This is a genomic window from uncultured Oscillibacter sp. (assembly GCF_950073225.1).
Lineage (GTDB): Bacteria > Bacillota > Clostridia > Oscillospirales > Oscillospiraceae > Oscillibacter.
Window position 1 is genome coordinate 1 of the sequence record NZ_CATMPS010000049.1, and the last position, 15,660, is coordinate 15,660.

The window sequence follows — 15,660 nt, forward strand, 5'->3', positions numbered from 1 at the left end:
GATACTTCAAACCTTTGAAGCCTAACCAGCGGCAGCTGAAGATCCGCGGCTTTGCCGCATAAAATCGTAGCTGTACTTTTGATGCAGTTTCCATTTTTGCCCTTTTTGATTTTTACGAAAACTCAAAGCTATTAAGCAATACAAAAAGGCTGGCTATCATCTGTTCTCCATACTCGATGTGAGGAACCTTGATGAGTTAACCTCTTTTAGCCGAAAGGAACAAAGTTTCTTGGCATATCTAGCCAATGATATTGGATCGACCTATATCGATGTCATCAGAGAACTATCTGATGAAGAACTGAGCGAGGCCATTTTTATTGAAAGGGCCGCCGTAAAGTTGTCTAGCGATCTTCCAAGCAAGGTTCGGGAAAAATTTCTTCGTAATTTGGGAAGCGCCTATGAACTACAAGCGGATATGGATAATGCTTTTCTACAATACAAAGAGGCCTATCAAATTGATCGCGGCAATTGGCGAACCACTCATTGTATCGCCTCGTGGTATAGAAAACAGGCTATGCGATATTTCTATCCTAAGCTTTCGCCCCAAAAACATGCCTCAAAAAAAATTCTCTAAGATCACTGACGCACAAATTAAATCACTGTCATCTGATGCGCAGCAGGGCTTGATAGCGCAACTTGAACGAGCCGTGTATTGGTATAGTATTAAGCAGGTTAATTTTCATGGGCAGACAGAACCTCGACTAATTGAGCTTAACGGTTTCCTATACCGACTGACAAAAGATAAACTATATTGTGAAAAAGAAGATTCCGCTAAGAAACACGAAATCTTTGCCAATGAAATCCTCAAAGAGCCTACGGAAAAAGTGTAGTTTATCCCAAGCAATGTTTTATCGAAAGGCAGACATTAACGCATAGATTGTGGAAAAATGATTTTAAAATCTCCTTTAAATTCTTGTCATATATGCTGGGTTATTTGACAATTGTAATACATATTGAATCATGAAACCCATAGTTGTAGTAAAAGTCAATTTTACATTTGTTATCTCCCTACGAGAAAAGATCTAGATTGTTGTGGTATTCCACAAAACCGCCGATTTCATAAGAAATCGGCGGTTTTTCTGCCAAGAAAGTTGCAGGCTATTTTTTCTGATGCTTATCCGATGCTTATTTTCGGGTTTGCACTACGGCGCTGATGCCTATCCTTCCGCGCCCTTTGCAAACCGCTCAGCGTTCCTGCCCTCTTTTTGGGGAGGGCGGTTTCTTCGCCCCGGTATAGAGCCCGCCCAGCTTTCCGACGCTGGCCCGCTTGTGGTCGTCCAGGGCGTGGCCGTACTTGTCCATCGTGATCGACGGATTGGTGTGACCCAGCAGCCGGGAGAGCGTCACCACGTCCATCCCCTGCTCCAATGATCTGGTGGCAAACGTGTGGCGGAGTGCGTGGAAATTTGTATCCCTGATCCCCGCCTGCCGCACGCAGCGCTTGAACAGGTCCTGGTAGGTCCGGGGCTCGTAGGGCTGGCCGTTCTCTTGGCAGAACACGTAGCCCTCCTGATTGTAGCCGGGATACTCGGCAGCGATGGAGTCCTGGATCTCTTTGTAATACTTCAGGTCCTGGAAAAGCTCGTCCAGGAGATAAACTGTCCTCCGGGAGTGATCCGTCTTGGTGGAGGATACCGTCTTGACGGTGGTGGAGGCCGCGATGGAATCGTCATGGTTGGGAAGCCGGTTCCGCGTCTCGCAGACCTGGAAGGTCCCTTGCTCCATATCAACGTTCTGCCAGCGCAGACCGCACAGCTCTCCCAGCCGCAAACCGGTGAACAGATCGAAGATAACGCCAAACGCGGCAGGCTCCGGGGCCTGCCGCGCTGCTCTGATCAGCCGGTCCTGTTCTTCCCGGCTCAAAACACGCATTTCGCGCTGTACGTTTTTAGGGAGTCTGACCCCTTCTATCGGGTTCTCCTTCATTAGCTTGTTTTTGACCGCCTGGTCCAGAGCCAGGTGCAGGAGATTCCGCATATTGGTCAGCGTCTTAGGGGACAGTCCGCCCGGCCCCTTGACATTTCCGTTTTGCCGACGCTCGTTGAAAAAGTCCTGCAAGTCGTCCACCCGTAGCCTGTTCATATAGAGCATCCCGATCTGGGGCTTGATATGGCTACGGATGTACTGCTCATAGCTGCAATAGGTTGACAGCTTCACAGTGGGTTTGGCGTAACTCTCCAGCCAGCGGTCCATCCACTCGCCCAGGGTAATCACCTCAATACTTTGCCCCGGCGCGGGCTGCTCGTCCGTCATCTGGGCAGTGAGCGCCTCCTGGAACGCCTTGGCGTCCACCTTTTTCTTGAAGCGCTTTGTCTTGCGCTGGCCGTCTAGCTATTTTTTTCAGCCGCCCCGAGAGGGCGTGATCCTGGCAGAACCAGTCGTACCAGCCCGCTTTGCATTGCGTATAAATGTCCTTGTGGTCAAAGGCCCCGGCCCGAAACTTCTCCTGCCATTGGCGGACGGAGATTTCTTCTTTCACGAAGACGCCTCCTCTCCTTGCGGCAGAAGGCATTCCAGGACGTCTGCGATGGCGGTGAACACCTCCGCCAGCTCACGGGCCTCTTTGACAGAATCCTCAATTTCGTCGGGCCGCATACGGGTATTCTCCACCCAGATACGGACGTTTTCCTCCGTGGGCGTGAGCAGCACGGCCCGCTCAAAGGCTTTACAGAAGAGAGAAGCGATCTTGCCCCGGCGGTCCGCCTCGGCGTCGATGGCCTGGACCTCCTTTTTTGCCTTTAGAAGCTCCACCGCCTGGGAGGCGGCCTCCTCCCGTTCCTCCTCCGGCAGCTCCTGGACCTGCCGGGTGATGTTGTAGCCCTGGTTTACGGACAGGTCTCCGCTGTCCAGGGCCTCCTTCACGGCGGATGGGGCGTGCTCATCAATCTGCATGACCTTACCCATGGTGACCTCGCCAATGCCAACCGACTCAGCCAGTTCCTTCCTCGTGCTGACAGGAGGGAGCGCTTCTGACAATGTTGTCAAAAGCGCTCCCTCTCCAGATTTGTCTCCTCCGGCCGCAGCCTGTTTGGCCCTGGCCTTCGCCTCAATATCCGGCCTCAGCTTCAAGGCGATCTTGCCCAGCTCCCACTTCTCCAGGTTCCGGCGGCCCCGCTGGTTCTCAATGGCCCAGCATTTTGCCTCCAGCAGGTCCTCAAACGAGAACACCGCCATTTTATACGGAATCCCGTGCTCCTCGCACAGCCTCTGGCGGTTATGTCCGTCGATGATGACCATATCCTCGTTGACAATGACAGGCGAATAACAGCCGTTTTTCAGCAGGTCTGCCTCCAGGGCGGCCAGCTGCTCCCCCGTGAGAGGGGGGAGCAGTTCCGCCAGTTCCGGCAGCACAACCGGAGTCCGGTCCGCGCTGCCGTACTCGGTTCCGGTGTTCCGCATCAGGCAACGATTTCGCTCTCGGGCATCCCGCAGGCGGCAGCCTCCTGGTTTGCTCTGGCAGCGTCAATGGCCCCGGCGGCTTCCCGCGCCTTTCTGGGGGAGAGCACTTCCACATCGCTGGCCTTGATGAGGAAGCCGGGCTGGCGGGCGGGGTCCTCGGAGGGCACAACAGTCTCGAAGTCCCCGACGGCGGCCAGCTTGCAGCCCTTATAGGCGAAGGCGGCGCAGCGCTCCGCCAGGGGGCCGCGGACCTTGATGGAGATAAAATCGGTGAGGCGGGTTCCGTCCTTGGCCCGGTAGCGCCGGTCCGAGGCGATCCGCAGAATGGCGTAGGGCCTGCCGTCCTCCTGGGTCCTCAGTTCCACGTCGTTGGTCAGGTTTCCGGTTGCGGCAATTTTCAGCATAGACAGTCTCCTTTTTTGATGATATGATAGAAATGTAGGGACTCCAGGCGGCCCGCCGGGAAGCGGATCGCCTGGGGAAAAGGAATTAGTAGCCGGTGCGGGGCAGCTTGGGCACGGAGGGCTTCTTTCCGTAGACGGTGGTCACCCAGCAGCTGACCGCCTGGACCCATACGCCTTGGTAGGTGCCGCCCACGTCCGCCTTGTTCACAAAGGACCCGGCGGCGATGCTGGACACTGCCTTGCAGTGGATCATGGGCTTCTCCACCTGGGCGAAGCCGCCGGGGACCTGCCCAAAGACGAACATAATTTCCGTGACCCGCTCGTTGCTGGCAAGGCCCAGGGCCGTGGCGGAGGCGGCCAGGGTGTAGTTTTTCTGGGTGGAGAGGTTGTCCGCCAGGGTCTGAGGCTCTCCGCCGTTTACCCGATAGGTAATCTTGTAAACGCCGGGGAAGTTGTAAGTGCCGGTGACGATCTTCTCCAGTCTCACCTCAGCAGGCAGGGTGTCTCTCCAATAGAAATTGTCGAGGCGCACGTTGGAGCTGTTGGCGATGTTGGAGAAGACATAGCGCACGGGCTGGCCCGCCATGACCTCGGCAGGGCCTGTCTTGGTGATGGACACGCCGGTGGACATACTCTTGTTCGTCACCTCGAAGCGGGCGATCTGGCCCTCGTGCTCCAGGTATGCCGTCAGGGGCGTCTCGTTCACACCGTAATTGGCCGGTGCTTTGACCTCCCGGATGGTATAGCGTCCCAAAGGGATCTGACGGGAGACGGCCAGCCCGCGGCCATCGCTTCGGATGGTGTCCACGAGGTTGTTGGCCTTGTCGTAGATTTCAAAGACCGCCCCCTCCAGCAGAGTCCCGGCGGGGAGTCCGTTGGTGGAATTGTAGTCGGCGGATTTCTTTATGATCTGGATCTGGCCGGAAATGGGCGTGTTTTCCCACTCCACGAGGGTGGTTTCTCCGGGCTTCACATAGACGGTTTTCATCTGCGTGTCCGTGATGTAGCCCTCGTTCTCCAGCTCCCGCAGGTAGAAGCGGCCCGCCGTGGTGATGCTCTCGATGTACACATATCCCTGATTATCAGAGGTGTACTGGCCCACGGGGGTGTTGGTACTGTCATACAGCAGGAAGGAAACCCCGTAGATTCCCTTCTTGGTGACGGAATCAACCTTGTGAATCAAAATGCCGGAGAAGGCTTTGTTAGTCACCGTCAAAGTGGTACATTGGTTGTCCTGGACGGAGAAATAGTGGGGTGTGGAATCCAGCTTGAAACCCTCCCCGGCCTTGATCTCGACGGCATAGAAGTCGCCGGCGTCCAGATCGACATGTACCCGGCCCGTGGAATCCGTGGTGACCGTCTCAACCAAGGCCCCATCCATCTTCCGAATCTCAAAGGTGGTGTTGGGAATGCGCTTGGTTTCATCGGATGCACTGACCTTAATCAGCTCCAAACCGCCAACGCGCTTGTTATAAAAGGTGAGCTGCTGACCCTCGCCGCCCTCTTTGATGAGGATGCTCTGCGGCGTGGAATCCAGCACAAATTCATTGCTGGCGGTCTTGATTTCTTTGGCAGTGACGGTAGTTCCGGGAGCCACGCTTAACCGAATCTGCCCGTACTGGTCCGTCACAAACTCACCGTTATTGGGTCCCAGCGGCGTCCCGCCGCTGTCGCAGATCAGGAACGTAACGCCAGCCAGCGGCTCAGTGCCGGTTCCTTTGGCGTTCGGGTCCTCAATGTACTTTTGGATCGTTAAATTCGTGTCGGGGGTGTTGTATACGGTGAGGGTTTGCGTGTCCGCCGGATTGACCGTAACCACCTGCCGTTTGGTTCCGGGGTCAATGGTGTAATTGGGCAGCGTTTTACTTTCCTCGACAACTACGGTTCCCACGACGGGGACCCGAATTTCCCCATTGGCGTCCGTTTTAAAAAGCCCCAGGGAGGACAGATGACCAAAATTGTCGTCCACATACTCCCCGGAGGCATAGCTCAATTTGAACTCTACACCGGCCAGCGGCTCGGAAGTCAGCTTATCCAGTTTCTTGATCACAAGATACCCGGTAGGCTTGTTGACAAAACGGAGCGTCTGCCCACCTTCGCCGCCCTTAATCTCAATACTCTTAGGTGTGGAGTCCAGCACCACGCCGTCCGGGACCTTGAGTTCCTTCGCGGTCACAGTGATTCCGGGCTCCAGATTGGGGATGACGATACGTCCGTCCTCCCCGGTAATGTATTCACCGTTGCTGCCGCCAACGACCGCCCCGGAGCTATCAGTCACGAGGAAGGTGACGCCCTTCAGGGGGACATTGCCGGTTTCGGTTTCCAGGTACTTTTCGATGGTCAGCGTGGTCTTGGGGATGTTCTCCACATCCAGGTGGCTGCCTCCGCTTCCGGAGGAGCTTCCTCCGCTGGCGGTCCCGCCGCTGGATACGCTGTTGCTGCCGTTGCGGACAATAATCGTCCGGGGCGTGGGATCGAGGACATAATTGGAGGGGACCTTGGTTTCCACCACGACTACCGTTGAATTGGGGATCAAACCAGTCACCGTCACAGTCCCGTCGGCCCCGGTGGTATATCGGCCAATGAGGTTTCCGTCGCCGTCTTTCAAAGTAAATTCAGTGTTGGGTACAGGTCTTCCGCTGACCGCATCTTTTTTCGAGATCGTCAAAGAGCAGAGGGGTTCGTTGTACACGGTGATCGTCTGGGTGTCCGCCGGGTTCACCGTGACGGTCTGGATTCTGGTGGCCTCATCAATGACGTGGGTGGGGAGGCTCTTGACCTCCTTTACTACGACCGTTCCTACTACAGGAACCCGAATTTCCCCATTGGCGTTGGTGGTATACAGGCCCTTGGAGGAGAGGTGGCCGTTGGCGTCGTCTACATAGCCGCCCTCGGCGTAGGTCAATTCAAATTCAACCCCGCTCAGCGGCTCCTTACTGATTTTATCCAGTTTCCTGACCACGAGAGTCCCCACTTTTTTGTTGTAAAAACGGAGGATGTTTGCCCCGTTATCGCTGATTTTGATGGTCTTGGGGATGCCGTCCAGCACCACGCCCTCGGGAACCTTGATTTCCCGCACGGAAATGGTGGACCCAGGCTCCACGCCGGGGATGACCACCCGGCCATCGTCCCCGGAGATGAACTCACCGTTGCTGTTTCCGACGACGGCCCCGCTGGAATCGGTGACCAGGAAGGTCACACCCTTCAGCGGCTTGTGTTTGCTGCCCTCCTCCTCGATGTATTTTTCGATAATCAGCGTATTCTTGGGCGAATTGTAAAAATAGAGGTTCTGAACGTCGTCGGGATTCACCACCACCGTCTGGCTCCGGGTTTCCGGGTCAATGGTGTACCCAGGAATTGTGGCCTGCTCGGTGACGACCACTGTGCCCACGATCCCGTTGATGGTGATGGTCCCATCCGGCCCGGTATAATAGATACCGTTGGAGGACACGCTGCCGTTTTCATTGTCCACGACACAGCCGGGGGCGTAGGTCACTTTGAACTGGACTCCGGCCAGGGGCGTCTTTCGGTCCAGGCTGCTGTACTTGTGGATCACCAGGGACCCCAGCGGCTGGTTGAACAGCTCGATATTGTAGGTGCCGGGGCCCTTGACCTCAATGGTTTTCGGCGTGTCATCCAGCAGGAATCCGGGTTTGCTTTTTACTTCCTGCACGATATAGCTGCCGGGTTCCACAGGAATTTTGATGAACCCCGCCTCGTCCGTTCGGAACTCGCCATTGGACTCTCCGACGACGGTGCCGTCCGTCCGGGTGACGCGAATCACCACGTCACTCAGCGGCTCCTTGGTGGTGGAGGACATCTTCTTGATTACGAGATTTCCAATGGGCTGGTTATAGAAGTAGACGCTCTGGTGGTCATTGGGGTTGACCACGATGGTCTGGCTCTTTCGGTTTTCGTCGATCAAATAGCCCGGAATACTGGAAACTTCTGTAAATACCAGTGTGCCGGTCACCCCGGAAATGTTGATCTGGCCCGATGAGTCAGTATAATAAATTCCGTTGGAGGACAGCTTGCCGCCGATGTTGTCCACGACCTGCCCATTCGCAAAGGTGATTTTGAAACCGACACCCTCCAAGGGCGACGGCGTTGCTGTGGACCTCCGGGCAGAGGGTGCAGAAGCTCATAAGGTCTATAGGGGCTTCGAAGACCGTCACCTCCTCGATCTCCGGCTCACAGGGCAGCCGAAAGCCCACCTTTTTGTCGCTGCCCAGGACGTCCCGTTTAAATCCGGACCCATTGAAGTCCATGGTCCCGCGCTTGCTGGCGAATTTGGGCTGGCCGCTGCCATCCCTGCCGACAAACACGCAATTGTGATATGGGGCGTCCTCGTAGAGAAGCCCGGTGTCCAGAAAGCGTTGGATTACCTGAGACGCAATTCCCCGCTTGCGAAGATACGCAGACACCCGGCGCTGGTCCGGGTTCGCGGGAGGCAGGACGAAGGGCGGCTTTTCTTTGGGCGGAGACGGCTTGGGGCGGGGGATGGGCTTGTCCCGGTCGGGGGAGTCTCTGGACCGCCCGTGATAGGCCAGCAGGTAATCCACCGCCTCCGGGAAGCGCATTCCGCAGAACTCCTGGAGGAATGAGATGGCGTCGCCGCCCTGCCGGGTAGAGTAACGCCTCCAGGTAAGGCGCTCCTTGATGCGGATGCTGTCCATCTCCGCTGTGGTGTAGTAGTTGCCGATCCGCTTCAGCGTATAGCCCAGAGAGGACAGCAGGTCCGGCAAATCCGTGTGCCTGGCGATGTCCAGTTCCGTTTCCGTGAAGCCGTAGGCCATGTTTGCGTTCAAAATAAATTCACCTCCAATCTGGCCGAAAGCAAAAACAGCCGGGCAGGGTACTCCTTTGGGGATACCCTGCCCGGCTGCTTCTCCTGGGGCCGTAATGTTTGCGCTGTCAAGTCCCAACTTTCACGAAATCCGCCCGTCTTTTTCTCCATGTCCGGCATTGCTTTTCCTGGTCTTTCCAGTTACAATATTCAGCGGTATTGTAAAAAATATGGGAGGTTTTTTGTACAATGGGACTGGATTATGATCCGTTGTGGGACGAACAGGGACAGCTTCGCCGGGGCTGCACGGTGCGGGAGGCCCTGGCTTGGCTGACAAAGTTTGGAAGCCACAGCGCCGGGGAGAATGTCTGTGTCAATGGCGTGAGCTATAAACTGGGCAGTTTGCTCTATGGCCCGGACCGGCCCGCAGTGGCGGACAAGCCCATTTCCCGCGTCTACGACGGTTACTATCGCCAGTTGAACTTCAGCGTTTGACTCACCCTGCTGGGAACGAAAAAAGCCCCCGGCATCCCTTCGGTTGGGATGCTGGAGGCCTTGTGGCGCAAGGGCTTCAACGGGGTCACATGTGGGGCTCTGTGGCGATTCAGGGCTTCTCCGGGAGCAGGGCCTTCGCCTCGTAGAAGGTGGCCCTACGAGGGCTGACGCTGGCTTTCTGTTGGCTGCAGTTGTACCGTGGCCTTGAAGGAAGGCGCCGCGCCCCCTCAGGGCAAGGACACGGCGGCGATGTGGTGATTCAGGGCTTCTCGGGAGGCAGGTCCTCCTCGGGATCATCCTCCTCGGTGGTGGTCCCGGTGGGGCTGGCACTGGCCAGGGAGGCATTGACCCGCTCGGCTTCCTCAGCGGCATCCTCCTCAGCCTCGATCAGCGCTTCCTCGATCAGGTTCAGCACGAACTCCCGCTGGGTCAGCTTCCTGCCGGTCCGTTGGGTTTCCCGCTCCAGGTGGGCCTTGATCCGCTGGAAGAGCTCCTCGGGGATCTGGAAGGCCATCGTTCTCGTATTGCCGCTCATAGTTGCAGTACCTCCGTTTTTTCTTTAAATTGTAGTATTCGATCAGCAGGTTCGTGATGTATTCGCTGGTGGTCTGGCCCGCCGCCTCTCTGGCCTCGCAGACTTGCGCGTGGAGGCTGAGGGGTACCTGAGCGCAAAGGTTCTTTTTCTGTTCCATGCTGCCGTTCTCCTTCCCATTTGTTGTAACGACAGTATAGCCGGAAAGCAGAACGAAAGCTATTACCAACACCACCGAAGAACGCTGAACACACGAAGCATAAGCAACAATGATGGAAAGCGGTTAACAAAATAAATTTCCCCTGGCCTATGGTTGCGGTGGCGTTTTTACTCCCAATTAAAAAAGAACTATGTTGCATCTTTGGAGACGTTATTTAGAAATCTAAGAGACTTCTTTTCCTGTATCCGGCGGTTTTGCTTATTCGGTCACTTCAACTGCCTTTCCTTTTTCATGCAGGTAAATCGACCTTTCATAAAAAACCGAACAAGCAAACTCGTGACATTATTTATCCGGTATGGTACACTATAAAATAGGACTTGGAAAGCGGGGCGTAGAATATGGCTGGAAAGAAAAAACCAACCGCAGCAAAGAGTTGGACCTTGGCGGGAGAACCGATCTATCCCACGCCACTGGCACCTGCTGAGGAGCGAGTGTTCAAGGAGTCAATTGCTTCTCTCCGCTTCGCCGCCCTACAGATGTGGGAGGGCTCCCCGCGATCTTCTTCGAGCAGCGGGGCGATGAGACAGGGAGAACACGCCGCCAGGGCATCCTTGGGATTCTTCTTTCGGTATTTTGATGGGATGTACCGCCGGGAGGACATAGTGGAGGCGTTGGCAAAGGCAGTGGCACTGCCAGCTCCAACGGCCAATCACTGCAATTCCTCCTGCTGTTACATGCTGGGGGCGGCCTTGTGGTTTCTGGATTATGTGAAACAGGAGGAACTCTGGGAGGAGCTCTGGGAGGAGCTCATTCCGCTCCTGCCGCCAGAGCTGGACGATGAGATCGACTTTGCTACGCCGGCGGTGGACGACCTCGCCTATTCCCGAGACCATATGCTAGGACTCATGACGGTGTTCATGGAGCGGAAGGGGAAACAGCGTCAGGCGTTCCGCAAAATTTGGGGGCTGATTGATCGGGAAACCAGCGCTAGACTAAAGGGTATGTTCAAGGACGCACTGCTGGATTACTTCGACCGCTACCTGAAGGTCCGTTCCCGTGTAAAGCCACACGCTGGGCAGGTTGGTGGTGGAGCGGTTCCCCCGCTGAGTTCACCGGCCTTCTGTGATCCCTTCGGAATCAACACGATAAACAGCCTTCAGGAATTTAATCCCGCAAGGGATCATGCAGACCTGTGGTTTCTGACGCACACGCCGCTGTTGGCCGGTAAATCACCGGAGGAGGTACGGGAGACTCTCCGTTTCCGCCGTTCCTCCGAACTCCTCCTGGGCTTTCAGATAAAAGCTCCTTACGCGCTTTGTGCGGCATATCTGCTTCTGGAGCGGGACGGCGATGTGCTGGCAAACCTGAATATGCTCACCACCAATGTACTGGTCTATGCGGAACGGTGCCTGCCTTGGGGGGCGGATGAGGCGTACAGCTACGCGAAACCCTTTGAAGATGGAACGCCGGACTTATCCCTCCGGTATGCTTATCATCCCCACGAGAATGCGGAGGCGAAAGACCTGCCAGACCCGGACATTGAGGAGGGAGCGCTTCTCTCAGAGAGCCAGCTCTTTTATCTTGCCACCGGATATGCCCTTCCAAGAGATCAGGCTCCCTCCAGCCGTTTGAGGAGCTGGTTCATGGAACAGGGCATGGCGGAAAACCGCGCGGAGGCCCTTACCTGGGGAGCATGGTTCGCCTCTTACATAGACGACTTGCGGGCACAAAGATCAACGCCATTTGACATTCCGGATGATTTTGAGGATTTTCTGAACTCTCTGGATGAGGAACTGCCGGAACTGGCTGGAGAGGTTGAGACGGAGACTGAGGACAGCGCCGCCAAGACAGCGGAGCTGACCCGACAGTTGAAGGAATCCCGGAAGGCGCTGCACGAGGCGGAGCAGGGAATGCGGCGGCTTCAGGAGCGGATTTGCGCATTGGAAATAGACACGCTTCGGGATCGCTCCGAGCTCAGCCAGCTCCGGGAAACGCTGTTCACGCTGAGAGCAAAAGAGAATCCGCCGGAAGAAGCTCCAGGAACCGAGATTGAATTTCCCTGGCAGACGAAACGGCGGATCGTGGCCTTTGGCGGTCACGACACCTGGCGGAAGGCCATCCGGCCCATGCTCCCAGACATCCGGTTCTTTGATCGGGAGATGCTGCCGGATATCAACGCTGTCAAAGGTGCGGACGCGGTGTGGATTCAGCCCAACGCACTCTCTCATCCGTTTTATTACCGGGTCATCGACATGGCACGGAAGGAGAACATTCCTATCCGCTACTTCGGCTTCGCCAGCGCGAGGAAATGCGCGGAGCAGCTGGCAGTGGACGAAATGGCCTCGGCGGACTGACTTCGCAAGGTTCACTCTCAAACGAAGGCGGCCGCTCTGCGAGTTAACCAAAAACCGCTGGGAATCCATAATAATTCCCAGCGGTTGCTTTATGACTGCTTTTCCAGCAGGCTCCGGTAGATCTGCTGTTCCGCCTCCGGCACCTTCAGTGCAGTCATGGCCTGGTCAAGCGTCCAGCTCATCGTTTCCATGAGGCTTTTAATGGATGACAGAATACCTTTCTCCAAACCCTCAGCCCTGCCTTTTTCCCTGCCTTCGGCCATGCCCTTTTTCCAGCTTTTTTCCATAACACCCTTGCTCAAATTGCACATAACCGACACCTCGCTTTCCATGGTTCGTGTCATTTGAATATCGTAATCGTCTTGCAGAATCCTGCGCTTCTCCGCCTCGCTGGTTTCATGTGAGAGCAGGACATCCAGCATCCGCAGCACACCGTCGTAGTTTTCGCTGTCCGGCCCGCCCAGGCACAGCATGACGATGGACAGCAGGTCGTAATTCTGGACCAGCTCCACAGCCTTGCCTACAAGGTGCTCCTCCGTCAAGCGATATCGGGTGATGGTATTCTCCCGATTTCTCGGTGGATTCATGCAGATCCAGATGGAATAGACCTTCTTGAGCTTCTCGTAATGGGAGCCTGTAAACTCCCGGCCATACTGAGAAGAGATCATGCGGCAGCAATAGTATATGCCCCGCTTCGTCAGGGGATACCCTGGATAAAAATCGTTTTGGGCCTCCACGTTTACGATCAGGCCGATCAGCTCCCCGGAGTCGGGAGCAATGGCGCAGAACCGGATATCGTAAGTGACCGTTCCCTCGTGAACGGATTTGTCCTCCGTATCCAGGCCGCTGATGACGCTTCCTTCCTCGTCCGGCAGCACGGGAACGCTGGACACCTGGGGCTGGCCCTCGATGTACTTCTCCTCGATATCGCGCACAGGGCAGTCCCGGTACTCCGCCAGACAGGCTTTCATGATCCGGGCCAAAATTGCTTTTTCGGAGAGGACTCGCTTGCAGGCCGCATCGTAGCCTGCGCTGTCATCTGTGCTATGCAGGCCCTGGGCCATTGTAGTTTTCTCGTCCACGGCTCCTCACCTTCTTTGCTTCATTCTATCACAGCTTTGCGGTCGCGTCCACTCTTTTTTCGGATGCCTGGACTTGAAAATAAGCATAAGTATTGGGCCGCCAAGGAGCTTTCTCCGTGACCGCCCACTTTTACCTAACCCGAAGAGAATTAGGGAAAATTCCGGGATCGCTGATGCTTATCCGATGTTTATCGTGTGAGACTGGTGCGCATTTCGTCTCAAAAGTTGCGTTAAATCTCAAAACGGTGAGAATCCTGCGACTGGTGAGACGGGAGGCATCTCCTGAAACACCTCTCAGCTGCCTCATAACCCGGAGGTCGCAGGTTCAAGTCCTGTCTCCGCAACCATAAAGGTGAAACAATTTGGATATTCTGAGCTGAACGCTTAGAGTCCCAGTTGTTTCACCTTTTTCTTTTCCGGGATTTCAAAATCCCGCGAAATGGATATTATCAGGCTTTCAGAACGACTGGACGGATTCGAACTCTCCTTTTTCGGGCAATCCCCCTCGTTTAAGCGCCAGCGCCCTTTTTCAATCGGCTCAAATCTCCCGCTTGTTGTCAAATCAAAATGTACGAAATTTCAGCGCCGGAATTGTTGACTATCGACAGTCAGCAATCCGGCGCCCTTTTTAACGCAAAAAGGGCGCCAGAATATTTTCAACAAAAAACTCCCGCCAAATTCGTCAAAGAGCGTGAATGGATAAACAAAACATCCTGTGATATTGTCTCTGGTGTTCCCCGCACAAATTAAGAAAAAGGAGTTGAACCTATGCCCACATATTACCCCATTGATGAAGCAGCCGCCCGGCGGGCTAAGGAGATGAACAGCTTTTCCGGCTACAAACCCGGCAGCGCCACGGAAAGCTACCGGCAATCCGTTGACGAAGCCGCCGCCATTGCCGAAGCCCAGAAAGCCCGGGTGGACCCCATGTACCACGAAAAGATTGACCGTCTCCTGGACGTCTACGCCCGAAAGCTTGCGGAGAACATCAACCAAAGCCACGCCATCGCCGCCCGCTGTCCCTCTATCCTGATCGCTGGTCCCGCCAATTTCCCTGTGCGTAAAAAGGAAAAACAAAATCAGGCCGCAGACGCCAATATGGCGGAGTGGAACCGCATCCACGGTCTCTTGGATAAAATCCGAGGCATCGGGACAGGCGGTATCAGCAGCGATGATGAAAACGCGCTCCAGAAGCTCCGGGAGAAGCTCGCCCGGCACGAGCGCGAACAGGAGATGATGAAGGCTGTCAACGCTTTCTACCGCAAGCATGGAACACTGGACGGATGTCCCCTTCTCTCAGCGGGGGATGCTGAGAAGATAAAAGTAGCCATGGCCCGGGATTGGAGGGCAGCGCCTAAGCCCTATGAATGTTACCGTTTGAGCAACAACAACCAGACGATTCACAGCATCAAGGCCCGAATCGCGGAACTGGAGGCAAAGCAGAGTTCTCCCGCCCCGGAGGGCTGGTCCTTTGATGGCGGCAGGGTGGTCATGAATCAGGGAGAAAACCGCATTCAAATCCTGTTTGACGATAAGCCCGGCGCCGGTGTCCGCTCCCAGCTGAAGCACGCTGGTTTCCGCTGGGCCCCCAGCCAGGGCGCGTGGCAGAGAATGCTGAACCAGAACGGCATTTACGCCGCCAAAACCGTCACGGAAAAATGGATGACGCCCGCAGAGCAGGCGGAAAGCACAACGGAACAAGTGTTGGACGAGGAGCCGAGTTCGGAAGAACCGGCTCTTTTTTCATATCCCCAGCAATCCATGTGAGCCCGGCAAAAGGGCGCTAACATATTCTGAGACGAAAAGAGGTTGATAAGATGGCGTCTGCCGCAAAAACAAGCACGAATTATCTGAAGGAACTCAGCATCCAGCTCAAAAGCCAGGGATTCACCGTGCGCCCTGGAGAATCCGGTGATATTGATGTGGAGTATGAGGGAGCGGCGCTGTGCCGGATCAACGACCGTGGGAATCTTGGGTGCTTCACGGAGAAGATTGCCCGAAAAGAGGGTGTCCTCAACTGCATCCGTGAGACAGCCCGGAGCACGCGGGAGTACATGACCCTGCTGGAACAGGCCCCGCCCCTGGCGGCCGAAGAACTCAGCGAAGGTTTTCAGCTCCTGGCGGAGTTCAACGGCACCGTCCTCGCCGGGCATATGACTCAATACGGAGCACAGTTCATCACTTGGGAATGGGTCCATGACAAAACCTCGCTGTGGCAAGGCCACTACTATGGCGCCGGAGGTGACTCCGGCGGCTATCAAGCCGCCAAGCGGGACTTCTCCGTCCGCTCCGGCCTTCTCCCGTCCAGCGCCCTCTTCACCCCACCCCGGCAATGTGTGGCTCCCCATTATCTCACTGCGCCGGGAGGACGCCGCCCGCCTGGGCTACGACAACGCCGCCAACTGGAAAGACCTGCTCACCAGTTACGCGCCGCAGTTTGCGGAGGCC

General features: G+C 55.8%; 13 protein-coding genes. 5 read left to right on the forward strand and 8 right to left on the reverse strand.

Annotated features, from left to right (window positions below; genetic code table 11):
- Positions 1 to 398 precede the first annotated feature (398 nt).
- Positions 399 to 830 (forward strand): hypothetical protein, encoded by a 432-nt coding sequence (locus Q1M04_RS15055; RefSeq protein ID WP_300347165.1) that lies wholly within the window; start codon positions 399 to 401, stop codon positions 828 to 830.
- 355 nt (positions 831 to 1,185) lie between these two features.
- Here Q1M04_RS15055 and Q1M04_RS15060 read toward each other — a convergent pair whose 3' ends face one another.
- The 6 genes from Q1M04_RS15060 to Q1M04_RS15085 all read right to left on the reverse strand — a co-directional run bounded on the left by Q1M04_RS15060 (position 1,186) and on the right by Q1M04_RS15085 (position 8,611).
- On the reverse strand, positions 1,186 to 2,253 hold the full coding sequence (locus Q1M04_RS15060) for a site-specific integrase (RefSeq protein ID WP_300347168.1): 1,068 nt from the start codon (positions 2,251 to 2,253) through the stop codon (positions 1,186 to 1,188).
- A complete protein-coding gene (locus Q1M04_RS15065; protein ID WP_300347170.1) occupies positions 2,216 to 2,479 on the reverse strand; it encodes a hypothetical protein in 264 nt (87 codons plus the stop codon). Before Q1M04_RS15065 ends, Q1M04_RS15060 begins: the two co-directional genes overlap by 38 nt.
- On the reverse strand, positions 2,476 to 3,399 hold the full coding sequence (locus Q1M04_RS15070) for a hypothetical protein (protein WP_295738598.1): 924 nt from the start codon (positions 3,397 to 3,399) through the stop codon (positions 2,476 to 2,478). Before Q1M04_RS15070 ends, Q1M04_RS15065 begins: the two co-directional genes overlap by 4 nt.
- Positions 3,399 to 3,803, reverse strand: coding sequence for a single-stranded DNA-binding protein (locus Q1M04_RS15075; protein ID WP_299967964.1), 405 nt, complete (start codon positions 3,801 to 3,803; stop codon positions 3,399 to 3,401). The genes Q1M04_RS15070 and Q1M04_RS15075 overlap by 1 nt, the downstream gene beginning before the upstream one ends.
- A gap of 85 nt (positions 3,804 to 3,888) precedes the next feature.
- Positions 3,889 to 7,854, reverse strand: coding sequence for a collagen binding domain-containing protein (locus Q1M04_RS15080; protein WP_300347173.1), 3,966 nt, complete (start codon positions 7,852 to 7,854; stop codon positions 3,889 to 3,891).
- Entirely contained in the window at positions 7,805 to 8,611 is an 807-nt protein-coding gene (locus Q1M04_RS15085; RefSeq protein ID WP_300448572.1) for a DUF3991 domain-containing protein, read from the reverse strand. The genes Q1M04_RS15080 and Q1M04_RS15085 overlap by 50 nt, the downstream gene beginning before the upstream one ends.
- 227 nt (positions 8,612 to 8,838) lie before the next feature.
- Between Q1M04_RS15085 and Q1M04_RS15090 the strand changes: the two genes are divergently transcribed.
- Positions 8,839 to 9,084 (forward strand): hypothetical protein, encoded by a 246-nt coding sequence (locus Q1M04_RS15090; RefSeq protein ID WP_016321682.1) that lies wholly within the window; start codon positions 8,839 to 8,841, stop codon positions 9,082 to 9,084.
- 259 nt (positions 9,085 to 9,343) lie between these two features.
- Here the strand turns inward: Q1M04_RS15090 and Q1M04_RS15095 are convergent, their stop codons facing one another.
- Positions 9,344 to 9,619, reverse strand: coding sequence for a hypothetical protein (locus Q1M04_RS15095; RefSeq protein WP_300347177.1), 276 nt, complete (start codon positions 9,617 to 9,619; stop codon positions 9,344 to 9,346).
- Between the two features lie 735 nt (positions 9,620 to 10,354).
- On the opposite strand from Q1M04_RS15095, the gene Q1M04_RS15100 reads away from it, so the two are divergent.
- On the forward strand, positions 10,355 to 12,130 hold the full coding sequence (locus Q1M04_RS15100) for a hypothetical protein (RefSeq protein WP_300448575.1): 1,776 nt from the start codon (positions 10,355 to 10,357) through the stop codon (positions 12,128 to 12,130).
- A gap of 89 nt (positions 12,131 to 12,219) precedes the next feature.
- Here Q1M04_RS15100 and Q1M04_RS15105 read toward each other — a convergent pair whose 3' ends face one another.
- A complete protein-coding gene (locus tag Q1M04_RS15105; RefSeq protein ID WP_300347182.1) occupies positions 12,220 to 13,212 on the reverse strand; it encodes a PD-(D/E)XK nuclease family transposase in 993 nt (330 codons plus the stop codon).
- Between the two features lie 768 nt (positions 13,213 to 13,980).
- Between Q1M04_RS15105 and Q1M04_RS15110 the strand changes: the two genes are divergently transcribed.
- Positions 13,981 to 14,979, forward strand: coding sequence for a hypothetical protein (locus tag Q1M04_RS15110; protein ID WP_300448578.1), 999 nt, complete (start codon positions 13,981 to 13,983; stop codon positions 14,977 to 14,979).
- A gap of 50 nt (positions 14,980 to 15,029) precedes the next feature.
- A partial coding sequence (locus tag Q1M04_RS15115) for a hypothetical protein (RefSeq protein ID WP_300448581.1) occupies positions 15,030 to 15,660 on the forward strand: 631 nt, incomplete at its 3' end.